Genomic DNA, 21,821 nt, shown 5'->3' on the forward strand with positions numbered 1-21,821 from the left:
GCGGCACGGGGCCCCTGCATCAAGGGGCCCGGACTGCTGTGTCCAGCGTGTAGTGTCAGGTCAGCACGGCGCGGCGTGGGCGCGTGGCGGTCACGCCCGTGCCGCCAGCAATCGGTTCGCCGGAGGCGGGGACAGCGCGTTCGCGGCCCCAGGCACGGATGCCTTCGATCTGCTCCGGTGTAGTACGCGACAACGGCACGACGTTCTGGAAGCTGCGACGGAACAGCGCATCGCTGACGGCTCCATCGCCGTTGAGGTACGCCTCCTTGACCACTTCGCGAACGGCCGATTCCAGATCCGAACCGGCAAAGCCCTCGGACAGGTCGACCAGTTCATCCAGCAGGGCGTCGCTCAGCGCGCCCTGCTGCAGGCCACGGCGCGCATAGATGCCGATGATGTCGCGGCGCTCGTCCGGGGTCGGCAGGTCGACGAAGAACAGCTCATCGAAGCGGCCACGGCGCAGCAGCTCCGGCGGCAGGCGCGAGACATCGTTGGCGGTGGCCACGACGAACACGCGGGTGCGCGCTTCCTGCAGCCAGTACAGGAACTGGCCGACCAGGCGGGTGGACGTGCCACCATCGCCGCCACCGGTGGCGCCGGCCAGGCCTTTTTCGATCTCGTCGATCCACAGCACGCACGGTGCCACGTGATCCGCCGTGGCCAGCGCTTCCTTCAAGCGACCTTCGCTCTGGCCCAGGTACTGGCCATGGATGGTGGACAGGTCCAGTCGGTACAGCGGCAGCTGCCAGTCATGCGCGATGGCCTTGGCCGACAGCGACTTGCCGCAGCCTGGCACACCCACCAGCAACACCCCGCGCGGCGGACGGATGCCACGCTCGCGCAGATCGGCGGTCAGCAGCGGACGCTCACGCTGCAGCCAGGCCTTCAGGCCGCCGAGCCCGCCCACGCTCAGTTCCGCACCCCGCACCGACACGCGTTCGATACCGGAGATATCGGCGAAGATGCGGTCCTTGGCGTGGGTCAGGTCGACCATGTCGGCCTTGCGGATGCTGCCGTTGACCAGCAGCGTGGCAATGATGTTCTCCGCTTCCAGGCGCGATACGCCGGCCAGGATCGCCGCCGCACGGGCTACGTCCGCATCGTCCCATTCAATGCTGAACTGGCCGCGGTAAGGATCGATCTGCTCGCGGATGATCGCGGCCATTTCATCTTCGTTCGGCGCCGACAGCACCAGGGACATGCCCAGGCGCTGCAGTTGGCCGAACACCGGCTTGCTGGTCACCACCACCATCGAGCCGCCGTGGTCGGCCGCCAGCATCGCCACATCGATCAGCTGGCGCGCGGACGCGGTGTCGTCTTCCAGATCGGCCACTTCGGTCAGCACGAAGCTCAGGTTCTGGCGCTGGGTCATCTGCTGGCTGGCGAAGTCCACCGCGCCGATCACCGAGCGGTCCTCGTTGACCACGCGCCCGGTGGACAGTTCACGGGTGCCCTGCGACAACGTGTGCACGTAGAACGGGGCGTTCAGGCCACCGGCCACGTCACGCAGGATGTCCAGCACGCGCGCGCGCTCGGTGCTGCGGATGGAAATGAAGGGCACGCGCGCCTTCAGGTAGCGGGTCAGCGTGGCTTTGAATTCCTGGGTATCGCTCATCGTCAACTCAACAGAAGCCGGCGCCGGGAAGGCGCGGACGCGCCCTGCGGCGCGGCGGCGGAAAGAGGGGGAGGTGCGGACGCGTCGGCGGCGACCGGCCGGAACTGGCGCAGATCATGATGACGCAGGGTCTGCAGCAGGCTGTCGGCCCGTTCGCGGCGGGCGCTGCCTTCCAGGCTCTGCTGCATCTGCGCGGCCACCTTGTCCAGGCTGTCACGCAGGTGACTGCGCAGCACTTCCGGCAGCGAGACCAGATTGGCCAAGCGGTACAGCAGGGCAAAATGGCGGCGGGCGTCGAGCAGCGCTCGCACCACGTCCACGTCGTGGCGGCTGTGCGCGAAGCTGCGGTCCAGCCTCGCACCGCAGTCCTGCAGGCGGCGGTCGAACACCGCCTGCATGCGTTCGCTGAACAGATTGGCGACGCCGGGGGTCCAGTCCAGGCGCCCGGCGGCCATCGCCTGCAGGGCCGCCTCGTCCTCGCCACCGCTGGCGAACACATCCAGCCAGCGGCTCCATTCGGCGTAGCTGTGCGGGGCGGGCGTGGCCATCCTGCTCAGCGCTTGCGACGGACGAAGCCGGTGGCCGGCAGCAGGTCCCAGGCTGGCAACGCGCCGGCCAGCGCCTGCTGTTCCGGGGCAGGCGGCAGTTCCGCTGCAGCCGGCACGGCCAACGGAAGCACGGGCGGCGTACCAGGCAGCGGTGGCGGTGCGCCGGTGGCGCCATCAAGCAGTTGTCGGGTCATGTGCGGCTCCTCAGGCAGTGGCAAGCAGGCGACGGGCGGTGTCATGCCCACCCAGGGTGAACTGTTCCGGGCTGATCGATTCCAGCAGCGCGGTCAGCGTTTCCGATTCGGCGTCCCGACGTGCCAGCTCGCGACGCAGTTCCACTGCTTCGGCCAGGCAGGCCTTGAGGCGCTGCTGGCAGGCCTGGCGTGCCTGGGCGAATCGCTCACGCACCTGCGCACGCTGCTTGTCGAGGTTCTTGTAGACCCAGAACACCCACAGACCGATGCCGACACCCATCACCATCGGCACCAGCGAGCCGAAGCCGAACAGCAGCAGCACCGCGCCCAGTGCCACGGCGCACCAATGCACCCAGGTCAGCTTCACGGCGGCCAGTGCAGCCTGCTCCTGCACGTCCACATGCGCGTTGAGGCTGGCTTCCAGTTCGGCCTGGTTGCTGCCATCACGCGTACTGCCCTGCCAGCCATCGATGGCCAGGGCGATGTCCACCGGCACCTCCACGCGGAACTGGGCGGTCAGGTCGTGGTGGGCGTCGAGGATCCAGCTGCGCGACAGCGCGGTGGCAAAACGCTGCGTGGTGCGCGAGGCATGCGAGGTTTCCGGGTGCATCGCCGCATTGGTCAGCAGCTGGGTGAAGCTGACCTGGTCGTCGAGTGCCTTTTCCTGCAGCGCATAACGCTGGCGGGCGACGTCGCGGTTGCCGTTCTCCTCGATGATCAGGCGACACAGCTCTTCATCGCGGCGCAGCGGCAGTTCGTCACCGTCAAAACGCGCGACCAGCTTGTCCAGCAGCGCATCCACATCGGAGACCAGACTGGTGGTGGCACGCGCCGGGCCCTCGAACACGCCCTGGAAGTGGGCAGTGACTGCGGCATGGGTCGCGTGGCTGTCCAGCGACTGCTGCAGGTCCGGCCAGGTGGCGCTGTGCTTGTGCAGGTGGGGGAAGCGGCCCGTGTCATCGTTGCTGGGCGTCTTGAAGCGCAGCGCGCGGATCCACTGCTGGCGCTGTTCGTCCACGAAGCCGGCGCGCTGGGACAGTTCATCGATCCATTCGCCGGTACGCTTCAGGCAGGCATTGGCCATGTCCACGCCGAACACGCCGGCAGCAATGGCATCGATCAGCACTACGGTCTGGCGTTCCAGCGCCATCGGATTCTGCAGCGCAAGGTAGCGGTCCATCCACTGCTGCGCGGCAGGCAGGCGCCCAGCGCGGCGGCACACCAGCGCGAACAGCAGGCTGGTCTTTTCGTCATCGCGGCGCAGCGCTTCGGACAGCGCACGCTCGGCCAGTTCACGGTTGTCGCTGAGCCAGCTGGCCAGCGCCACCAGCGCCGGCGCCAGCCAGTAGCCCGGCGCGGCAAGCATCAGCTGTTCGGTGGCGGCGCGGATGGTGTCCTGCCGTACCAGCTGGATGTCGGCCGCCTGCAGGATGCCGGTGGTCTGGCGGCGTACATCGGCATGGTGGCCGAAGCGCGTTTCCAGTTCCTGGCGGATCTTCACCTGCCGCGTTTCAGCCAGCGCCAGTTCCTTGGCCATCAGGTCGGCGGCCACGAAATCCATGAAGGCCTGCTGCAGGCGCGCCAGTTCACTGCGTGTGGCATCGACGTCGCCCTGCACGCCATGCACCTGCGTGGACAGGGTTTCCAGGTCGCGGCCGATGGCGTTGAGCCCGCTCTTGATGGCGGACAGGTCCGCCAGATGGATGATGCGTTCGCCGCTCATGTCGCTCCCTCGATGATTGCTGTCTGCCCTGATGCCATCACCGCCACCATCCGGTTGGCGTACACCTCGATGAAGGCATAGGCCGGATGCACGGCGAGCGTCCTGGCTCGTTCGAGCATTAGCGGCAGCGGCTGGCCAAACTTGAAGTGGTCGATGATCCAGCCGCTGGACTGCAGCGTGTGCACTTCATAGGGGTCCCCCAGGTGGCAGCGCGCCACGATGCCCTGCAGCTGCTCGCTGTCGATCAGGGCTGCCAGCTCGAGGTCGATGGCGGACTTCAACGCGTCCATCGCCTGGCGGTCATGCACGTGGGTGCCGGCGTCGAGCTGTGACACCGCCTGCAGGTAGGCGGCACTGCGGCGCTCGCGCAGGCGCTGCAGGCGCGCCGGTGCGGAAAGCGTGGGGGTGCTGGCCGCGCGCGCGCGGTCCAGCAGGGGCACGGCAGGCGCAGTGGCCTCCGTGCCATTCAACAATCGACGAACCATGTCCCTGTTCCGGTGTTCCGCGCGCGTGCGCGTGGAAGGCACCTTAGCAGTTCACCGCCACCGGCTCCATCGGCCGTGGCGCGGCCGATGGAGTCTGTGCGGGATGCTCAGGCATCCCTGCGGTGCAGCCAGCGGTACAGCACGGGCAACACCAGCAGGGTGAGCAGCGTGGAAGACACGATGCCGCCGATCACCACCGTGGCCAGCGGGCGCTGCACTTCCGAACCGGCGCCGACATTGAAGGCCATCGGTACGAAGCCGAGAGAGGCCACCAGCGCAGTCATCAGCACCGGCCGCAGCCGGCCCAGCGCACCTTCGCGGACAGCATCGGCCAACGGTCGGCCTTGTTCGCGCAGGTGGCGCACGAAGCTGATCATCACCAGGCCGTTCAATACTGCCACGCCGGACAACGCGATGAAGCCCACGCCCGCCGAGATCGACAGCGGCAGGCCACGCAGGGCCAGAGCCAGCACGCCACCGGTCAGCGCCAGCGGCACGCCGGTGAACACGATGGCTGCATCGCGACCGGAACCAAAGGCCCAGAACAGCAGCGCGAAGATCAGCACCAGCGTGACCGGCACCACCACCGCCAGGCGCTGGCTGGCCGAAATCAGCTGCTGGAAGCTGCCGCCATAGTCGACCCAGTAGCCGGCCGGCAGCTCGACCTTGCCCTGTACCGCCTGCTGCAGGTCGGCCACGAAGCTGCCCAGGTCACGGTCGCGGACATTGGCGGTGACCACGATGCGGCGCTTGCCGTTATCGCGGTTGATCTGGTTCGGGCCTTCGGTGTTCTCGATGCGCGCCAGTTCGCGCAGCGGCACCGTGCGGGCCATGCCACTGCCGGTGGCCTGGCCACGGCTGAGTTCATCGGCATTGCCTCCAGCCAACGCGGTTTCCAGCGAAATGGGCAGGTCGGCCAGGGCTGCCGGATCCTGCCGCAGCTTTTCCGGCAAGCGCACCACGATGTCGAAGCGGCGGTCACCCTCGAACAGCTGCCCGGCCACCTGGCCGCCGACGGCCGCGGACACGGTGGACTGTACCTGGCCAGGGTTGAGCCCGTAGCCGGCCAGCTTCTGCCGGTCCGGCAGCACGGTCAGCAGCGGCAGGCCGCTGGTTTCCTCCAGCCGCACATCGGCCGCACCGGGCACGGCCGACACCACCTTCTGCAGGCGCTGGCCGACCTGCCGCAGCGTGTCCAGGTCATCGCCGTAGAGCATCACCGCCACATCCGCGCGCACGCCGGAAATGAGCTCGTTCATGCGCATCTGGATCGGTTGGGTGAACTCGTAGTTGTTGCCCGGCAGCTGTTCGGCGGTCTTTTCCAGTTCGGCCAGCAGCGTGGCCCGTGGCTTGCGCGGGTCCGGCCACTGGCTGCGGGGCTTCATCATGATGAAGGTATCGGCCACCGAGGGTGGCATCGGGTCGGATGCCACTTCCGGCGTGCCGATCTTGGAAAAGACCTTGGCCACTTCCGGTACCTGCAGCAGGCGGCGTTCGATCTGCACCTGCATCTGCACCGACTGCGCCAGGCTGGTACCGGGGATGCGCATGGCATGCATGGCCACATCGCCTTCATCCAGGCTGGGCACGAATTCACTGCCCAGCCGCGTGGCCAGCACACCGCAGCCGACCACCAGCACCACCGCAGCGGCGGCCACCCAGCGCCCGCGGCGCAGAGTGAACGCCAACAGCGGCTGGTAGCGCCGGCGCAGCCACGCCATCAGGCGGTTTTCCTTTTCCTGCACGCGGCCGCCGAGGAACATCGCGATGGCGGCGGGTACGAAGGTCAGGCACAGCAGCATCGCTCCGGTCAGCGCGAGCACCACGGTGATCGCCATCGGGTGGAACATTTTCCCTTCCACGCCGGTCAGCGCGAAGATCGGCAGGTACACCGCGGTGATGATGCCCAGGCCGAACAGGCTGGGCCGGATCACCTCGGCGGTGGCACTGGCGGTTTCGGCGAAACGTTCGGCCACCGTCATGTCACGCCCCAGTGCGTGCTGGCGTTCGCCGAACCGGCGCAGGCAGTTCTCGATGATGATCACCGCGCCATCGACGATGAGGCCGAAGTCGAGCGCGCCCAGGCTCATCAGATTGGCCGACACGCCACCGCGCGCCATGCCGGTGAGCGTGAACAGCATCGCCAGGGGAATGACCGCTGCCGTGATCAATGCCGCGCGTACATTGCCGAGCAGCACGAACAGCACCACGATCACCAGCAGCGCGCCTTCCAGCAGGTTGCGGGCGACGGTCTGGATGGTGCGGTCCACCAGCGCAGTGCGGTCGTAGCTGGCGGTGACGGTCACACCCTTGGGCAGGCTGGCCTGTGCCTGCTGCAGCCGGGCCGCCGCGGCCTGCGCCACCTCACGGCTGTTGGCGCCGACCAGCATCACCACCGTACCCATCACCACTTCATGGCCGTTCTGCGTGGCCGCGCCACTGCGCAGTTCGGGCCCATCTGCTACCTCGGCCACGTCATGCACGTGGATCGGCACGCCTTCGCGGCGGTCCAGCACGATGTTGCCGATCTCCTGCAGATCGGCCACCTGGCCGGGAATGCGCACCAGGAACTGCTGGCCATTGCGCTCGATGTAACCGGCGCCGACGTTCTGGTTGTTGGCTTCGACCGCGGCAGCCACCTCTTCCAGAGTGAAGCCCAGCGCACGCAGCCGTGCCGGATCGGGGGTGATGTGCACCTGGCGCTGGAAGCCACCGATGGTATTGACCTCGGTGACACCCGGCACGTTGCGCAGCTGCGGGCGGATCACCCAGTCCTGCAGCGTACGCAGGTCGGTGGCGGTGTAAGGCGTGCCATCGGACTTGCGCGCCTTGGGGTCGGCATCGATGGTGTACATGAAGATCTCGCCCAGGCCGGTGGCGATCGGCCCCAGCTGCGGGTCGAGCCCGGCCGGAATCTGCGAACGCACCTGCTGCAGGCGCTCGGCCACCTGTTGGCGGGCGAAGTAGAGGTCGGTGCCATCCTTGAACACGACCGTGACCTGCGACAGGCCATAGCGCGAGAGCGAACGCACGTGGTCCAGCTTCGGCAGGCCCGCCATCGCGGTTTCCACCGCATAGGTGATGCGCTGTTCGCTTTCCAGCGGTGAATAGCCCGGTGCAGCGGTGTTCACCTGCACCTGCACGTTGGTGATGTCCGGCGTGGCGTCGATCGGCAGCCGGGTGAAGCTCCAGCTGCCCACCAGCACCAGCACCAGGGTGAGCGCCAGCATCAGCCAGCGGTGCGCGATGGCTCCGGCGATGATGCGTTCCAGCACGCCGGGACGTGGAGCGAGGTCAGTGTTCATGGCTGGCCCCCGCCTTGCCGATATCGGCCTTCACCGTATAGCTCTGTTCGACCACCACCTGCTCACCTGCGCGCAGCCCGGCATTCACCGCGACCTGGCCGGCGTCGCGTGCACCCAGCGTGACCGGGCGAGCGGTGTAGGTATCGCCGTCGCGGACGAACACCACGTCCTTGCCATCCAGCGTCTGCAGCGCCGTCAACGGCACCACGATGTCGGCCGGGGTACTGGCCACCACGATGCGCGCACGCACCGCCGCACCCGGGCGCCACAGGCCATCGCGGTTGTCCACGCTGGCCCGCGCCACCGTGCTCTGGCTGGCGGTGGCGGTACCGGGCAGCACGCGTTCGAGCGTGGTGGTCTGGCTGACCCCATCGGTCATGCGGGTGACGGTGACCGGTACACCGGCAGTGATGTGCTGGGTGTCGGCACCGAAGATGTGCAGGTCCACCCACAGCTGCGACAGGTCGCCGATCTCGAACAGCACCTGGCCTTCTCCCGCCACCGACCCCACCTGCACCAGGCGCGACAGCACAACGCCACTGATCGGGGCGGCTACGCTGTAGGTGGTCAGGCTGAGGTTGCTGTCGATGCTGGCCAGCGGCTGGCCGGCACGCACGCGGTCGCCGACGTTGGCGCGCAGCGCACGCACCGGGCCGGGGAAGCGGGCGGTGACCTGCGCAGTGCGGCCATCCACGGGTGCGAGCAGGCCCTGCACGTCGTGCTCGTCGGCAATGGTGCCGGGGCCTGCGGCGGCGCTCATGATGCCCGCTTCCGTGGCCTGCGCGGCGGTGATGGTGGTGTGCTCGGCGGCGTCTTCGTCCTTGTGGGCTTCACCGTCGGCATGATCGTGGCCATCGGCGGCGGCCGATGCCGGCGGTGCTTTGGCGCCACACGCGGTCAACGCCGCCAGCAGCAGGGACACGGCAAGCAGGCGGATCAGGGTATTGGAGGCCTTCATGGCTGGGTTCCTTCGGCAGGGATGGCCAGCAGCGGCTGCCCGCTCAGGCGCTGGATTTCGATCAGGGCGGTCTGTGCCGACAGGGCGGCATCAAGCTGGCGCTGGCGTGCCTCGATACGCATGGCCTGCAGCTGTGCCCATTCCAGGTAGCTGATGGCCCCGGCACGCCAGGCGGTTTCGGCGGCCTTCTCGGCTTTCTGCAGCTGCGGCAGCACGTCGCTGCCCATGCGCTGCACCTCAAGCCGCGCGGTGACGTAGCGGCCATGCGCTTCGGCCAAGGTGGCGTACAACTGCAGGGCGCGGGCCTCGCGTTCCACCGCGCTCATGGCCAGTTCGGCCTGCGCTGCGCGGATCTCGGGTTCGGCGCGGCGGGCACTGCCCAGCGGCAGGCTGAACCCGCCCACGAAAGCGTTGTCGCCGCTTTCGCGCTGGTGGCGTACCCCCAGCTGCCACGACACATCGCTGCGCTGCTGGCTGCGCGCCAGTTGCAGCTGTGCCTCACGCACGCGCGCCTCGTTGGCGATCACCGCCAGTTCCGGCGTCTGCGCCAGCAGCGTGGCCAAGGCCTGGAACGGTTGCAGGGCCGGCAGCTGCATCGGGTCGCCGGTCACCGCCTCGAAGTCCACCTCGCGTGCATTCCACAGCGCGGCGAGGGCCATGCGTGCCGCTTGCCCGGCCTGCCCGGCGCGGTCGCGGTCCAGCTCGGCCTGGGCCAGGGCCGCCTGCGCGGTCATCAGCGTCGAGGCCGGCGAAGCACCGGCCTGCAGGCGCAGGCGCGCGGCGGCCACCGCGCGGCGACGCTGCTCGATGTCGTCCAGCGCAACGCGGTATCGCGCCTTGGCTGCGGTAATGGCCAGGTAGCGGCGCGCGGTCTCGGCCAGCAGGTCCAGGCGGGTGATCTCGCGCTGGGGGGCCAGTGCATCGAGGTTGGCCTGGGCCACCGCGCGGCGGGCATCAAGCTTGCCGCCACGCTCAAGCACACCGGCCAAGGTCACCGTCGTTTCGGTGGCATCGAAACCGCGGTTGGCGCCGGTACCCAGCGCATTCTCGATGTCCACGCCGAACACCAGCGCGGGTTTGAGGCCGGCGCCGTCGAGGCGCGCCTGTGCGGCCTGGCGCTGCAGCGTGGGCAGGCGCAGGTCGGGATGGGTGCGGGCAACGCGGTCGACGGCCGCGTCCAGGGTCAACGGGTCAAGCGACGATGGCGCCTGTGCGTGCACGCACGGCGCGATCGCCAGGGCCGCGAAGGCGGCCAGGCGGATCCACATGGGAAATACTCCGGAAAACGCAGGACAGGATCAGAGGGCCCGCGCATGGCGGGCGATCAATCAGGCCTGGATCGGAGGGCGCAGCAGCGATTCCAGCGGCGCGGGACGGACGTCGGGCTCGACCGTGGTCGGCGCGGCGGCCGATGGCGGCGTTGACAGTTCCCAGCTGGCCAATGCGAACGGCAGTACGCCGCCCTGCCCATGGCAATGCCCGCAATGCACCAGCGCATGCAGCAGGCGTGCGCTGGCGTCGTCCGGGTCGTGCCCGGTCTCGAAGCCGGCCGCGTCATGCGGCGCAGCCGGATGATCCTGGTGGGCCATTTCGTGCAGTTCGCCCAGCGCCGACGCGGTGGCACCGCCCACGGTGCCGACGGCCACCACCACCAGCATCAGCAGGCGGAGCAGGAACGACGGACGGCGGCGCACGAAGCGGATCATCTGCTGGAGGGTAGCGGCCGGTAGCGCCGTTACACAATCGCAGGGGGGAGCACCTGGAGTGGGGTCGGAGCCCTTTCCACGGGAAAGGGATCCGACCCCCGAGCAGGGTCACATGGCCCTCAGGCCTTCTTCCGCTCGGCGATGTAGGCCTGGATCTGCTGTTCCAGCACCGGCAGCGGCACCGAGCCCTGCTTCAGGATCACATCGTGGAAGGCCTTGATGTCGAACCCATCACCCAGTTCCTTCTCGGCCTGCGCGCGCAGGCGCACGATGGCGATCTCGCCCAGCTTGTAGCTCAGCGCCTGGCCGGGCCAGGAAATGTAACGGTCTACTTCGGTGGTGACTTCGTGTTCGCTCAGCGCGGTGTGGTCGCGCAGGTAGGCGATGGCCTGCTCGCGGGTCCAGCCCTTGCTGTGCACACCGGTATCGATGACCAGGCGCGCGGCACGCCACATCTCGTAGGTGAGGCGGCCGAAATCTTCGTACGGCGTTTCGTAGATGCCCATTTCCACGCCCAGCTTCTCGCAGTACAGCGCCCAGCCTTCGCCATAGGCGGAGATGTAGGCGTTGCGGCGGAACTCGGGCAGGTTCTTCTGCTCTGCGGCGATCGCGCCCTGCAGCGCGTGGCCCGGGTCGGATTCATGCAGGGTCAGTGCCGGCAGGTTGTACAGCGGGCGCGACGGCAGGTTGTAGGTGTTCACCCAGTAGGTGCCCATGCCGCCACGGCCGGCGGTCCAGAACGGCGCGATGTCCGGCGGCACCGGCACGATGGTGAAGCGCGCGCGCGGCAGCGTCATGAACTTGCCGAGCTGGCCGTCGGCACGCTTGGAGATCCATGCGGCACGCGACAGCAGCTCTTCCGGCGTCTTGGCGTAGAACTGCGGATCGGTGCGCAGGAAGGTCAGGAACTCGGCGAAGCTGCCCTTGAACTGCACCTGCTGGATGATGTCGTTCATTTCCTTCTGGATGCGCGCCACTTCACCCAGGCCGATGCGGTGGATCTCATCGGGCGACAGGTCCAGCGTGGTGTACTCGTGGATCTGCTGCTTGTAGAAGGCCTTGCCATCGGGCATGACTTCGGCGGCCAGGGTGGTGCGCGCCTGCGGCACGTATTCGCTGACGAAGAACGTGCGCAGCTGCTGGAACGCCGGCACGACCTTGCCGCCGATCGCCGCAACCGCCTGCTCGCGCAGCGCGGCCTGTTCGGCGGCCGGGATGCTGGCGGGCAGCTTCTTGAACGGCGCGTACAGCGGCGACCCGGTCGGGTCCTTCAGCTCAGCCACGGTGGCGATGGACACTTCGCGGCCGTCCAGCACCGCACGCGGCACGCTGAAGCCACGCTTGAGGCCGGCGCGCATGTTGTCGGTCTGTTGGCCGAAATAACGCGGCACATCATTCAGGCGGGCAATGTAGTTGCGGTAGTCCTGCGCGGTCTTCATCTCACGCCGGGCCATGAAGGACAGGTTGGACCAGAATGAGGAGTCCGAATTGAACGGCATCTCGTAGGTGCGAAGGCGCACGGCTTCGGCCAGGTTGAACACCTGGTCGCGGTAGATCGCGTAGTTCACTTGGTTGTCGGGCGACAGGGCCTTGGCGTCGACCTTTTTCAGCCCGGCCAGGGTCTCGTCCCATACCTTCAGGCGGGCCAGCTGCGCAGCCGGACCCACATCGGGCATGCGGGTCGCGTTGGCCGGCGCGTCCTCGTCCTCACTGGCTTCACCGCCGCCCTCCTGGCGCCACTTCCATTCCTTCTCATACAACGCGCGGAAGGCGGTATCGGCAGCCGATTCGGTGGCCATGCTGGCCGGTGCGGCAGCAGGCGCGGCGGCGAGGGCGAGCGCAGGGGCGGACAGGGCAATCAGCAGAGCAACGGCAAGGCGGGTTTTCACGAGCACAGGTTCCCGGGAAGGCAGATCCCGATCATCGCACCGCGCAGCGCCCGTGGCATGGGACGAAGGTCCTGCCTGCGCGGCAGGCAGGACCGGGGACCGGCCGCAGGCCGGGACCCAAGCGCCGAAGGCGCGTGGTAGAGCCGACCGTTGGTCGGCTGCGCTTCGCGCGATAGTCGACTGACAGTCGACTCTACCCACAGCAAGCGGCCCCGTTCTGGTAGCCGCCAACCTTGGTTGGCGCACTGCGTGGCAGGCCGAAGGCGCGTGGTAGAGCCGACCGTTGGTCGGCTGCGCTTCGGCCAGCACGGAAAATCCCGCGCTGCGCGCGATAGTCGACTGACAGTCGACTCTACCCACAGCAAGTGGCCGCGCTCTGGTAGCCGCCAACCTTGGTTGGCGCACGTGCAAACATCAGGGGTCAGAGCCCGTTCCGGCGGAACGGGATCCGACCCTGGACCTCAATGGCTGGCCCGGTCCCGCTTCCAGCCCCGGTGCTTGATGTCCAGGTGCAGGCTGTACAGGGCAGTGAACGCCGGGAACAGGTTCTGCAGCACGCCCACCGAATCCTGCTTGGCCGAGAACAGGAAGTAGCTCAGCGTCATCAGGCTGCCGACCACGCTCATGTACCAGAACAGGCGCGGGATGACCGGTTTCCCGGCGCGCTTGGAGGCGACGAACTGCACCAGCCAGCGGCCACCGAACATGAGCGCACCGGTGTAGCCGATCACCTTCCAGCCGGTCACATGCAGGCCGGTCCAGTACAGCCAGGTCAACGGCTGGTCGAGCCAGTGCAACTCCATCAACGCTCCTCCACCGCAGTGCGCTTGCTGCGGGTGATCAGCCAGGCCACGCCGCGCAGGTCGCGGATGCCGACCAGCGCGCGGCCCAGGTTGTTGTACTTGGACACGCCAGCGGTGCGGTGGCGGTGGTTGACCGGCACGCTGGTGGTCTTCCAGCCGGCCCGCTGCATCAGCGCGGGCAGGTAGCGGTGCATGTGGTCGAAGTACGGCAGGTCGAGGAAGGCCTCGCGCTCGAACAGCTTGATGCCGCAGCCGGTGTCGGGCGTGTCGTCGCGCAGCATGCGTGCACGGATCGCATTGGCCCACTTGCTGGCCCAGCGCTTGCTGCCGCTGTCCTGGCGGTTCACGCGCCAGCCGGCGAACAGCTTCACCTGCGCATCGGCGCTCTGCCGTGCGGCCAGCAGCCGGGGAATATCCGCCGGGTCGTTCTGGCCGTCGCCATCCAGGGTGGCGATCCACGGTGCACGGGCATTGCGGACGCCGGTACGCACGGCCGTGCTCTGCCCACTCTGGCTGACGTGGTGCAGCACGCGCAGCTCGGGCGTGGTGGCCTTCAGGCCCTGCAGGACGGCAAGACTGTCATCGCGCGAGTTGTCGTCCACATAGACGATCTCGAACGGCACCTGGCCGCGCAGCGCGGCCACGATTTCGCCGACCAGGGGCGCGACATTGTCGCGCTCGTTGAACACTGGAACGACAACGGAAAGCTCGGGGTGGCTCATGGGTCACTCGGCCAGCAGGGATACAAAGACCGCGCATTCTCCAAAGCCGAGGTTATCCGAAGATGAATCCGGCTGCGTGAGGGTCCGTCCTCAGGCGCGATCGCCAAAATACTCGCGGCACCACTGCACCACCGGCGGCAGGCCCTGTTCGATCGGGGTGGCTGCGTCGAAGCCGAAGGCCTCGTGAGCGCGGCGGGTGTCGGCCATCGTGCGCACCATGTCGCCCGGCTGCATCGGCTTGTAGACCTTCTGCGCGGGGCGGCCGGCGGCCTGCTCGATCACGCTGATGAAGCGCTCCAGCTCGACCGGGGTGTGGTTGCCGAGATTGAACACCCGGTGCGGCACGGGTTCGGTGCTGGGGTTCGCGAGGGCGCCGAGGATGCCCGATACGATGTCGGAAACATGTGTGAAATCGCGCTGCATGCGCCCTTCGTTGAACACGTCGATCGGCCGCCCGGCCAGCACCGCGCGCGAGAACAGCAGCGGCGCCATGTCCGGCCGGCCCCACGGACCGTACACGGTGAAGAAGCGCAGGCCGGTGGAACGCAGGCCGTACAGCTGCGCGTAGGTGTAGGCCATCAGCTCGTTGGCCGCCTTGGTGGCCGCATACAGCGAGCGCGGCTGGTCCACGCGCTGGTCCTCGGAGAACGGCGGCGTGGCCGAATCGCCATACACCGAACTGCTGGAGGCGTAGACCAGGTGCTGCACACCGCGGTGGCGGCACAGCTCGAGCATGTTGACGAAACCGACCAGGTTGCTGTCGACGTAGGCGTGCGGGTTTTCCAGCGAGTAACGCACGCCGGCCTGCGCGGCCAGGTGGATCACCGCCGTCGGCTGCACCTCATCGAACAGCGCGGCCAGCCCCTGCTGGTCGGTCAGGTCCAGCGTGCGCAGGTCCAGGCCCGGGCACAGCGCGGCGACACGATCACGCTTGATCTGCGGGTCGTAGTAGTCGTTGAAGTTGTCCAGGCCAACCACGGCCTGGCCGGCCTCCAGCAGCGCGCGGGCAGTGTAGGCACCGATGAAGCCGGCAGCGCCGGTGAGCAGGATGGTCATGGCAAGGGCTCTGGAACGAAGTTCAGACGAAGGATGTTACCGATCTCAGAAGAAACCGAAACGCTTCTTTGCGACGTTGGTCCGACCCGGCACGATCACATCCTTGATGTTCTTCGCATCGAAGCGGCCCAGCAGGGTCTCGGCATCCTTCTTCAATTTCAGGTCCATCTCTTCCGGGTACAGCGGAACGATGGACATGAATTCAACGGTGATGCCGTCGTCCAGCTGCAGTGTGGCGAAGTCATCGGGGGCGGAGACCGGCGGCAGCACGATGGCACCATCGAAACCCACACCGGGCGCGTACGGCTCGGCGGGGTGGCCGTTGGGAATGGTGTGGCCGAAGCCGAGCCAGGTGTCGTACTCGTGCGGCAGGCGCGCCAGCGTCTTCAGCAGGCGCACCGGCCAGTAGTTGCGTTCATCCTCGAAGGCGTCCTGGGTGATCGGCCAGTCGGCCGGTAGGGTCACCATCAGTTCCATGTACTGCGGCACCTCCACCTCTGCGGGCGTGGTCATGGGCAGGTCGCTCATGCCCGAGGTCACCAGGCGCAGGTACGGGAATTGTTCGCTGGCCGGCACGACGTGCACGTCGATATGCACCAGGTCGGAGATGATTTCGTGGAATACACCGGACACCGGGCCCAGATGGCGCTCGATGTGCGCACTGATGGCCTCGATGTGCGATTCACCCCGGGCCGGGGTGAACTCCTTCTCCCGGCTGTGCCGCAGGATCGGGCTGCCGCCCGGGCTGGTGTCGTCGGTCTCAATGCTCATTCCTGCTCCCTGGATGAGCCGCGGCACGGCGCCGTCCGGCGGTGTGCGAGGTTCCTGCCGTGCGCGGTTGCAGTGATGCCACGCTCAACCCTGGCGGGTGCGCAGCTTTTCCAGCACGCCGTCCAGCGTGTCCAGATCGGTGTAATGGATGATCAGCTTGCCCTTGCCGCCGCGGCCGTGGTTGATGGCCACCTTGGTACCCAGCGATTCGGACAGCTCGGTTTCCAGCGAAGCGATGTCGGCCTGCTGCACCTTCGGCGAGGCCACCGGACGGTTGCTCGGCACCTTGCCGGCGGCGAATGCCTGCGCACGGCGCTCAACCTCGCGCACCGACCAGCCTTCATCCGCCGCTTCCTGGGCCAGCTTGCCGGCCAGTTCCGGGGCCAGCGTCAGCAGCGCGCGGGCGTGGCCCATTTCCAGGCGGCGGGTTTCCAGCAGCAGGCGGATGGCGACCGGCAGCTCCAGCAGGCGCAGCAGGTTGGACACCGCCGCGCGCGAGCGGCCGACGGCTTCGGCAGCCTCGGCGTGGGTCAGGGTGAATTCGCTGATCAGGCGCTGCAGCGCTTCGGCTTCTTCCAGCGGATTCAGGTCTTCGCGCTGGATGTTCTCGATCAGCGCCATCGCGATGACGGTGCGGTCTTCCAGCTCGCGCACCACCACCGGCACTTCGTCCAGCCCGGCCAGCTGCGATGCGCGCCAGCGGCGCTCACCGGCAACGATTTCGTAGTTGCCCGCCGGCAGCTGGCGCACCAGGATCGGCTGGATCACGCCCTGCGACTTGATCGAATCGGCCAGCTCGGAGAGCTTGCCTTCGTCCATCTCACGGCGCGGCTGGTACTTGCCCGGCTGCAGCTGGCCCACGGCCAGCTTGCGCAGCACTTCACCCGGCAGGGGTTCGATGACCGCAGTGGTGGCCTGCACCTGGCTGGCCGCGCCCTTGGGGCCCAGCAGGGCGTCCAGTCCGCGGCCGAGGCCTCGCTTCTTGGCGGCAGGCTTGCTGGTCATCAGGCGGTCTCCACGGCCTTGGCGGCCTTGTTGCGGTCGTTGTTGCGACGGATGATCTCGCCGGCCAGGCCCAGGTAGGCCACGCCACCGCGCGAGGCGCGGTCGTAGCCGACGATGCTCTGGCCATGGCTGGGCGCTTCGGCCAGGCGCACGTTGCGCGGCACGATGGTGCGGAACACGCGGTCACCGAAGTGCTCGGTCAGTTCGGCCGACACCGCGTTGGCCAGGTTGTTGCGCACGTCGAACATGGTGCGCAGCACGCCCTCGATCTCCAGCACCGGGTTGAGGTTGGTGCGCAGCGCTTCGATGGTTTCCACCAGCGCGCTCAGGCCTTCCAGCGCGTAGTACTCGCACTGCATGGGCACCAGCACCGAATCGGCGGCGGCCAGCGCGTTGAGCGTCAGCAGCGACAGCGCCGGCGGGCAGTCGATCAGGATGAAGTCGTACTCGTCGCGGATCGGCGCCAGCGCGCGCTTCAGGCGCTGCTCGCGCTCTTCCTGCGCCATCAGCTGGATCTCGGCCGCGGTCAGGTCGATGTTGCCCGGCAGCAGGTCGTAGCCCTCGGCGGTGGCCACGCGCACGTCCGCTGCCTTGGCTTCGCCCAGCAGCAGATCGTAGGTGGAGGAGACCAGCTCGCGCTTGTCCACGCCACTGCCCATGGTCGCGTTGCCCTGCGAATCCAGGTCGACCAACAGCACGCGCTTGGGTGCGTTGGCCAGGGAAGCGGCCAGGTTGACGGCGGTCGTGGTCTTGCCGACGCCACCCTTCTGGTTGGCGATGGCGATGATGCGGGCCATGCGGGTGTGCCTCGTCGACGTGTGCTGGGACCGGTCATTATGCGTACAACCGGCCCCGTGCGGAAATCATGGATCGCCAACCCGTTGTTCCGCAAAGGGCTGGCGGCGGGGTTCAGGGGCCTGTAACAGTGACCAGATGGCGTTCGCCGGCCAGGCCGGGCACGCTCAGCGGGGTCACCTCGCGCACCTGCCAGCCTGACGGCAGGGCCGCGATCTCGTCATGCGGGTAGACGCCCTTCATGGCCAGCAGCACGCCACCGGGGCGCAGCAGGTGGCCACCGACGCGGACAATGCCGGCCAGGGTATCCATCGCGCGCGCGGTCAGCTGGTCGTAGCGGCCGGCCTCGTCCAGCGCCTCGGCGCGCGATTCGGCCACGCGTGCATTGGCCAGGCCCAGCTGGCGCACGGCTTCGCGCATGAAGCGCGCCTTCTTGCCGTTGCTCTCCACCAGGGTGACCTGCAGGCCCGGGCAGGCGATGGCCAGCGGGATGCCCGGCAGCCCGGGGCCGGTACCGAGATCGGCCAGGCTGCCATCGGCCACGAACGGCTGCATCGCCAGCGAATCGAGCAGGTGGCGGGTGACCATTTCCTGCGGATCACGGATGGCGGTGAGGTTGTAGGTGCCGTTCCAGCGGTGCAGCAGCGCCAGGTAGCGCAGCAGCGGCGGCGCCAATGCGGCCGCCAGGCCCATGCTGGCCAGGCCCTGTTCCAGCGTGGAGACCGCGCCGGCGGGAAGATCGTGTTCGCTCATGCCGTCATTATCGCCGGTTTTGCCCGCCGGTTCGCCGCTTCAGTGTGGATACCACGCCAATGCCGCGCGGAACTGGCCGCTGGCCTGCCATTCGTGCAGGTGCCAGCGCTCGGCCTGGCCCAGTTCGGCGTCGCACCAGCGCAGGTGCAGGGCACCATCGGCGCCGGGCGCCAGCTGCAGGCGGTGCAGGCCGAAGGAGATGCCCTGGCCGTGCGCCTTGAGCAGCGCTTCCTTGGCGCACCACACGCGGAAGAACCAGTGTTCGCGCTCGTCGGCAGCCAGCCCCTGCAGCCACGCCACTTCGTCGGGGTGGAAGAAGCGCTGGATGATTTCCAGCAGCCGCGGGCGTGGGCGCAGCAGTTCCAGGTCCACGCCCAGCCGCACGCCCTCGCCCAGCGCCACCAGCAGCACCTCGCCGCTGTGGCTCCAGCCGGTGCCGTAGTGGGCCAGCGCGCCGGCCAGTTCCGGCCGGCCCTTGTCGTCGCGCACCAGCGGCAGGGCATCGGGTTCACCGCCCAGCGCCTGCGCCAGCACCTGCCGGGCCTGCGGCTCACCGCGCTGGCCGGGCACATGCGGGCAGCGCCAGACCGTCACCGGGCCGAAACGCCAGGGGCCGTCGAGGGTGGCTGGCAGGCTCATCCGCACGCGCCCGTCACGGGATTGCACGACGGTTTCACGGCACTGCGGGTCAACTGGTCCCCGTCCCTTCCCCTTCCAGAGGTCACGTTCATGGGCATCATCATCTGGCTGATCGTTGGCGGCATCGTGGGCTGGCTGGCCAGCATCATCATGCGTCGCGACGCCCAGCAGGGCATCATCCTCAACGTCGTGGTGGGCATCGTCGGCGCGCTGATTGCCGGCTTCCTGTTCGGCGGCGGCATCAACGATGCCATCACCCTGCGCACGTTCCTGTTCTCGCTGATCGGCGCGGTGATCCTGCTGGCCATCGTCAACCTGTTCACCCGCAAGAGCATACGGTGAAACAGCGGTAGTGCCGGCCGCTGGCCGGTATCTGTTCCAGAAGGCCCGGCAGTCGCCGGGCCTTCTTCGTTCAACCGATCTCGACCCACGCCGGCGCATGGTCGCTGGGGCGCTCCCAGGTGCGCGGCTCGCGGTCGATGCCCGAGGCCACGGCACTTGCCTTCAGCGCATCGGAGACCAGGGTCAGGTCGATGCGCAGGCCCAGGTTGCGGCGGAAGCCGGCGGCGCGGTAATCCCACCAGCTGAACACGCCGGCCTCGTCGTTGTGCAGGCGGAACGCATCGTGCAGGCCCAGCTGCAGCAGTTTTTCCAGCGCACCGCGCTCGGCGGTGGACGTGAGGATATGGTTCTCGTTCCAGACCTCGGGGTCGTGCACGTCGCGCGCATCCGGTGCGATGTTGAAGTCACCCATCACGATCAGCTTCGGATGGCGCTGCAGTTCCTGCGCGATCCAGGCGTGCACCGCGTCCAGCCAGCGCAGCTTGTAGTCGTACTTGTCGGTGCCGATGTCCTGGCCGTTCACCACGTACAGGTTGATCACCCGCAGATCGCCGAAGGTACCGGCGATGACGCGCTTCTGCTCGTCCTCGAAACCCGGAATGCCGATCTGCACGTCCTGCGCCGGCTCACGCGACAGCAGCGCCACGCCGTTGTAGGTCTTCTGGCCGGCGAACACGCTGCGGTAACCGGCTTCGGCCAGTGCCGAATCGGGGAACTTGTGGTCCTCCAGCTTGGTTTCCTGGATACCGACGATGTCCGGACCGAAGTCCTTCAGCCACTGCTGCAGGTGCGGCAGGCGGACATTGAGCGAATTGACGTTCCACGAGGCGATTTTCATGGGGGCATTCTACCCGCCCCTGCTTTGGTAGACGCCAACCTTGGTTGGCGCGTGAATCTCCGTGTGCCAACCAAGGTTGGCACCTACCAGAGCAGATCCCGTCAGTAGAGCCACGCCATACGTGGCTTCACCGAACCAGCAGCTTCAACAACCCCGCGATTTTCGAGTACGGCGGCCGCAGGCGATCACTGGCCGCCCAGCGCGACTGCCACAGCACCGGCAGCCGCTTGCTCATGGCATCGAACCCGGCCCGGCCGTGGTACGCGCCCATGCCACTGGCCCCTACCCCACCGAACGGCAGGCCGTCGGCGGCGAAGTGCAGCAGCGTGTCGTTCACCGTCACCCCGCCCGCCACCACCTGGCCGAGGATGCGTTCCACCGTGGCCGTGTCATGGCTGAAGGGATACAGCGCCAGCGGCCGCTCGCGCGACAGCACATCGGCCAGCGCCGCCTCCAGATCCGGGTAGGCCCGCACCGGCAGGATCGGCCCGAAGATTTCCTCGCGCATCAGGTCCAGGTCGTCTGGCGGGTCCAGCACCACGGTCGGCACCAGCAGCCGCTCGCGGTCGGCGCGCGCCGCGTCCACCTGCGCCAGCGGGATCACCGGCACGCCACGTTCGCGCGCCTGCGCCAGATAGCCCTGCAGGCGCTGGTACTGGCCCTCGTTGATGATGCGCGTGTAATCGCCGGCATCGCTGAAGTCGCCATAGCGCTCGCGCACCTGCTGCTGCAGCGCCTGCACGAATTCGCGCTGGCGCGCCGTGTCGATCAGCACGTAGTCCGGCGCGATGCAGGTCTGGCCTGCGTTGAACCACTTGCCGGTGGCCAGTCGCGCGGCAGCCTTTTCCAGCGGGAAATCGCGGCAGACAATCGCCGGCGATTTGCCGCCCAGCTCCAGGGTCAACGGCACCAGATGCTCGGCTGCGGCGGCCATCACCTTGCGGCCCACGGCGGTCGAGCCGGTAAACAGCAGATGGTCCAGCGGCAGCGAGGACACCGCCGCGGCCACGTCCGCCCCGCCCTGCACCACCGCCACCCGATCAGGCGGGAACACGCCGGCCAGCAGATCGGCCAGGAAGGCACTGGTGCGCGGGGTGTGCTCGGAAGGTTTCAGCAGCACGTGGTTGCCCGCGGCGATGGCCGTGACCAGCGGCACCAGCGCCAGCGTGACCGGGTAGTTCCAGGGCGAGATCACGCCGACCACGCCCAGCGGCGTCGGCCGCAGCTGCGCGCGCGCCGGCCACAGCTTCCAGCCCGCCGATGCCCGCTGCGGCTTCGACCAGGGCCGCAGATGGCGGCGCAGGTGGTCGATGGCCGACAGCACGCTCATGCCATCGGCCAGCTTTGATTCAACGTCGGCGCGGTGGCCGAAGTCGGCGGCGATGGCCTGCGCCATTTCATCCAGGCGCGGCTTCAGCGCCTCGCGCAGGCGTCGCAGGTCGTCCCCGCGCTGGTCCAGCGAAGGGCGCTGGGCCTGCCAGGCGCTGCGCAGGGTGTGCAGGAGGGCGGGAAGGTCGGCCGGAGCGGTGGTGGTCATGGGCCGACTATACGGGCTGCCGCGCCTTTCACTGGGGTCAGATCCCTTTCGCAAGCGAAAGGGATCTGACCCCGGGCGTGCTGGACCGCGCGACGGTAGAGTCGACCGTTGGTCGACTATCGCGCGCAGCGCGGGGT

Annotated in this window: 21 protein-coding genes; 1 reads left to right on the forward strand and 20 read right to left on the reverse strand. The window is 68.0% G+C overall.

Annotated elements, in window-relative coordinates; genetic code table 11:
* Positions 1 to 55 precede the first annotated feature (55 nt).
* From C1924_RS19760 to C1924_RS19845, 18 genes are all read right to left on the reverse strand, one after another.
* Positions 56 to 1,615 carry an AAA family ATPase gene (locus tag C1924_RS19760; RefSeq protein WP_108766839.1) on the reverse strand — a complete coding sequence of 520 codons (1,560 nt, stop codon included), beginning with the start codon at positions 1,613 to 1,615 and terminating at the stop codon, positions 56 to 58.
* Positions 1,616 to 1,617: 2 nt separating this feature from the next.
* Complete coding sequence (locus C1924_RS19765; RefSeq protein WP_108766840.1) at positions 1,618 to 2,163, reverse strand: hypothetical protein; 546 nt, start codon at positions 2,161 to 2,163, stop codon at positions 1,618 to 1,620.
* Between the two features lie 5 nt (positions 2,164 to 2,168).
* Positions 2,169 to 2,357: a hypothetical protein gene (locus C1924_RS19770; protein ID WP_108766841.1), complete on the reverse strand. Its 189-nt coding sequence runs from the start codon at positions 2,355 to 2,357 to the stop codon at positions 2,169 to 2,171.
* 10 nt (positions 2,358 to 2,367) lie between these two features.
* Positions 2,368 to 4,080, reverse strand: a complete 1,713-nt coding sequence (locus C1924_RS19775) for a hypothetical protein (protein WP_108766842.1) — start codon at positions 4,078 to 4,080, stop codon at positions 2,368 to 2,370.
* Positions 4,077 to 4,565: a hypothetical protein gene (locus C1924_RS19780; RefSeq protein ID WP_159094854.1), complete on the reverse strand. Its 489-nt coding sequence runs from the start codon at positions 4,563 to 4,565 to the stop codon at positions 4,077 to 4,079. The genes C1924_RS19775 and C1924_RS19780 overlap by 4 nt, the downstream gene beginning before the upstream one ends.
* A 107-nt stretch (positions 4,566 to 4,672) precedes the next feature.
* Entirely contained in the window at positions 4,673 to 7,840 is a 3,168-nt protein-coding gene (locus tag C1924_RS19785) for a CusA/CzcA family heavy metal efflux RND transporter (protein WP_174209002.1), read from the reverse strand.
* Between the two features lie 19 nt (positions 7,841 to 7,859).
* On the reverse strand, positions 7,860 to 8,828 hold the full coding sequence (locus C1924_RS19790; RefSeq protein WP_108766845.1) for an efflux RND transporter periplasmic adaptor subunit: 969 nt from the start codon (positions 8,826 to 8,828) through the stop codon (positions 7,860 to 7,862).
* Positions 8,825 to 10,096 carry a TolC family protein gene (locus C1924_RS19795; RefSeq protein WP_108766846.1) on the reverse strand — a complete coding sequence of 424 codons (1,272 nt, stop codon included), beginning with the start codon at positions 10,094 to 10,096 and terminating at the stop codon, positions 8,825 to 8,827. Before C1924_RS19795 ends, C1924_RS19790 begins: the two co-directional genes overlap by 4 nt.
* A gap of 60 nt (positions 10,097 to 10,156) precedes the next feature.
* Positions 10,157 to 10,522: a hypothetical protein gene (locus C1924_RS19800; RefSeq protein WP_159094855.1), complete on the reverse strand. Its 366-nt coding sequence runs from the start codon at positions 10,520 to 10,522 to the stop codon at positions 10,157 to 10,159.
* A 131-nt stretch (positions 10,523 to 10,653) separates the two neighbouring features.
* Complete coding sequence (locus tag C1924_RS19805) at positions 10,654 to 12,423, reverse strand: DUF885 family protein (protein ID WP_108766848.1); 1,770 nt, start codon at positions 12,421 to 12,423, stop codon at positions 10,654 to 10,656.
* A 461-nt stretch (positions 12,424 to 12,884) separates the two neighbouring features.
* Entirely contained in the window at positions 12,885 to 13,226 is a 342-nt protein-coding gene (locus C1924_RS19810) for a lipid-A-disaccharide synthase N-terminal domain-containing protein (protein ID WP_108766849.1), read from the reverse strand.
* A complete protein-coding gene (locus C1924_RS19815; RefSeq protein ID WP_108766850.1) occupies positions 13,226 to 13,948 on the reverse strand; it encodes a glycosyltransferase family 2 protein in 723 nt (240 codons plus the stop codon). Before C1924_RS19815 ends, C1924_RS19810 begins: the two co-directional genes overlap by 1 nt.
* A gap of 90 nt (positions 13,949 to 14,038) precedes the next feature.
* Positions 14,039 to 15,004, reverse strand: a complete 966-nt coding sequence (locus tag C1924_RS19820) for an NAD-dependent epimerase/dehydratase family protein (RefSeq protein ID WP_108766851.1) — start codon at positions 15,002 to 15,004, stop codon at positions 14,039 to 14,041.
* A gap of 45 nt (positions 15,005 to 15,049) precedes the next feature.
* The gene (locus C1924_RS19825; protein WP_108766852.1) at positions 15,050 to 15,775 is read right to left on the reverse strand and encodes a suppressor of fused domain protein; all 726 of its coding nucleotides are present in this window, start codon (positions 15,773 to 15,775) and stop codon (positions 15,050 to 15,052) included.
* Positions 15,776 to 15,859: 84 nt separating this feature from the next.
* Positions 15,860 to 16,780: a ParB/RepB/Spo0J family partition protein gene (locus C1924_RS19830; RefSeq protein WP_108766853.1), complete on the reverse strand. Its 921-nt coding sequence runs from the start codon at positions 16,778 to 16,780 to the stop codon at positions 15,860 to 15,862.
* A complete protein-coding gene (locus C1924_RS19835; protein WP_108766854.1) occupies positions 16,780 to 17,577 on the reverse strand; it encodes a ParA family protein in 798 nt (265 codons plus the stop codon). The genes C1924_RS19830 and C1924_RS19835 overlap by 1 nt, the downstream gene beginning before the upstream one ends.
* Positions 17,578 to 17,689: 112 nt before the next feature.
* Positions 17,690 to 18,328 (reverse strand): 16S rRNA (guanine(527)-N(7))-methyltransferase RsmG, encoded by a 639-nt coding sequence (rsmG, locus tag C1924_RS19840; RefSeq protein ID WP_108766855.1) that lies wholly within the window; start codon positions 18,326 to 18,328, stop codon positions 17,690 to 17,692.
* A gap of 39 nt (positions 18,329 to 18,367) precedes the next feature.
* Complete coding sequence (locus C1924_RS19845) at positions 18,368 to 18,967, reverse strand: 4'-phosphopantetheinyl transferase superfamily protein (RefSeq protein ID WP_108766856.1); 600 nt, start codon at positions 18,965 to 18,967, stop codon at positions 18,368 to 18,370.
* Between the two features lie 90 nt (positions 18,968 to 19,057).
* Between C1924_RS19845 and C1924_RS19850 the strand changes: the two genes are divergently transcribed.
* Positions 19,058 to 19,309 (forward strand): GlsB/YeaQ/YmgE family stress response membrane protein, encoded by a 252-nt coding sequence (locus tag C1924_RS19850; protein ID WP_108766857.1) that lies wholly within the window; start codon positions 19,058 to 19,060, stop codon positions 19,307 to 19,309.
* A gap of 70 nt (positions 19,310 to 19,379) precedes the next feature.
* Here C1924_RS19850 and xth read toward each other — a convergent pair whose 3' ends face one another.
* Positions 19,380 to 20,147 carry an exodeoxyribonuclease III gene (xth, locus tag C1924_RS19855; protein ID WP_108766858.1) on the reverse strand — a complete coding sequence of 256 codons (768 nt, stop codon included), beginning with the start codon at positions 20,145 to 20,147 and terminating at the stop codon, positions 19,380 to 19,382.
* 127 nt (positions 20,148 to 20,274) lie between these two features.
* Complete coding sequence (locus C1924_RS19860; RefSeq protein ID WP_108766859.1) at positions 20,275 to 21,684, reverse strand: coniferyl aldehyde dehydrogenase; 1,410 nt, start codon at positions 21,682 to 21,684, stop codon at positions 20,275 to 20,277.
* Between the last annotated feature and the right edge of the window lie 137 nt (positions 21,685 to 21,821).

The organism is Stenotrophomonas sp. ESTM1D_MKCIP4_1 (assembly GCF_003086895.1).
Classification (GTDB): Bacteria; Pseudomonadota; Gammaproteobacteria; order Xanthomonadales; family Xanthomonadaceae; genus Stenotrophomonas.

Excerpts from the sequence above, each read along its gene's own strand:
- C1924_RS19760 (WP_108766839.1), bottom strand. The coding sequence starts at position 1,615 with ATGAGCGATACCCAGGAATTCAAAGCCACGCTGACCCGCTACCTGAAG.
- C1924_RS19765 (WP_108766840.1), bottom strand. The coding sequence starts at position 2,163 with ATGGCCACGCCCGCCCCGCACAGCTACGCCGAATGGAGCCGCTGGCTG.
- C1924_RS19770 (WP_108766841.1), bottom strand. The coding sequence starts at position 2,357 with ATGACCCGACAACTGCTTGATGGCGCCACCGGCGCACCGCCACCGCTG.
- C1924_RS19775 (WP_108766842.1), bottom strand. The coding sequence starts at position 4,080 with ATGAGCGGCGAACGCATCATCCATCTGGCGGACCTGTCCGCCATCAAG.
- C1924_RS19780 (WP_159094854.1), bottom strand. The coding sequence starts at position 4,565 with ATGGTTCGTCGATTGTTGAATGGCACGGAGGCCACTGCGCCTGCCGTG.
- C1924_RS19790 (WP_108766845.1), bottom strand. The coding sequence starts at position 8,828 with ATGAAGGCCTCCAATACCCTGATCCGCCTGCTTGCCGTGTCCCTGCTG.
- C1924_RS19795 (WP_108766846.1), bottom strand. The coding sequence starts at position 10,096 with ATGTGGATCCGCCTGGCCGCCTTCGCGGCCCTGGCGATCGCGCCGTGC.
- C1924_RS19810 (WP_108766849.1), bottom strand. The coding sequence starts at position 13,226 with ATGGAGTTGCACTGGCTCGACCAGCCGTTGACCTGGCTGTACTGGACC.
- C1924_RS19815 (WP_108766850.1), bottom strand. The coding sequence starts at position 13,948 with ATGAGCCACCCCGAGCTTTCCGTTGTCGTTCCAGTGTTCAACGAGCGC.
- C1924_RS19820 (WP_108766851.1), bottom strand. The coding sequence starts at position 15,004 with ATGACCATCCTGCTCACCGGCGCTGCCGGCTTCATCGGTGCCTACACT.
- C1924_RS19825 (WP_108766852.1), bottom strand. The coding sequence starts at position 15,775 with ATGAGCATTGAGACCGACGACACCAGCCCGGGCGGCAGCCCGATCCTG.
- C1924_RS19830 (WP_108766853.1), bottom strand. The coding sequence starts at position 16,780 with ATGACCAGCAAGCCTGCCGCCAAGAAGCGAGGCCTCGGCCGCGGACTG.
- C1924_RS19835 (WP_108766854.1), bottom strand. The coding sequence starts at position 17,577 with ATGGCCCGCATCATCGCCATCGCCAACCAGAAGGGTGGCGTCGGCAAG.
- rsmG (WP_108766855.1), bottom strand. The coding sequence starts at position 18,328 with ATGAGCGAACACGATCTTCCCGCCGGCGCGGTCTCCACGCTGGAACAG.
- C1924_RS19845 (WP_108766856.1), bottom strand. The coding sequence starts at position 18,967 with ATGAGCCTGCCAGCCACCCTCGACGGCCCCTGGCGTTTCGGCCCGGTG.
- C1924_RS19850 (WP_108766857.1), top strand. The coding sequence starts at position 19,058 with ATGGGCATCATCATCTGGCTGATCGTTGGCGGCATCGTGGGCTGGCTG.
- xth (WP_108766858.1), bottom strand. The coding sequence starts at position 20,147 with ATGAAAATCGCCTCGTGGAACGTCAATTCGCTCAATGTCCGCCTGCCG.
- C1924_RS19860 (WP_108766859.1), bottom strand. The coding sequence starts at position 21,684 with ATGACCACCACCGCTCCGGCCGACCTTCCCGCCCTCCTGCACACCCTG.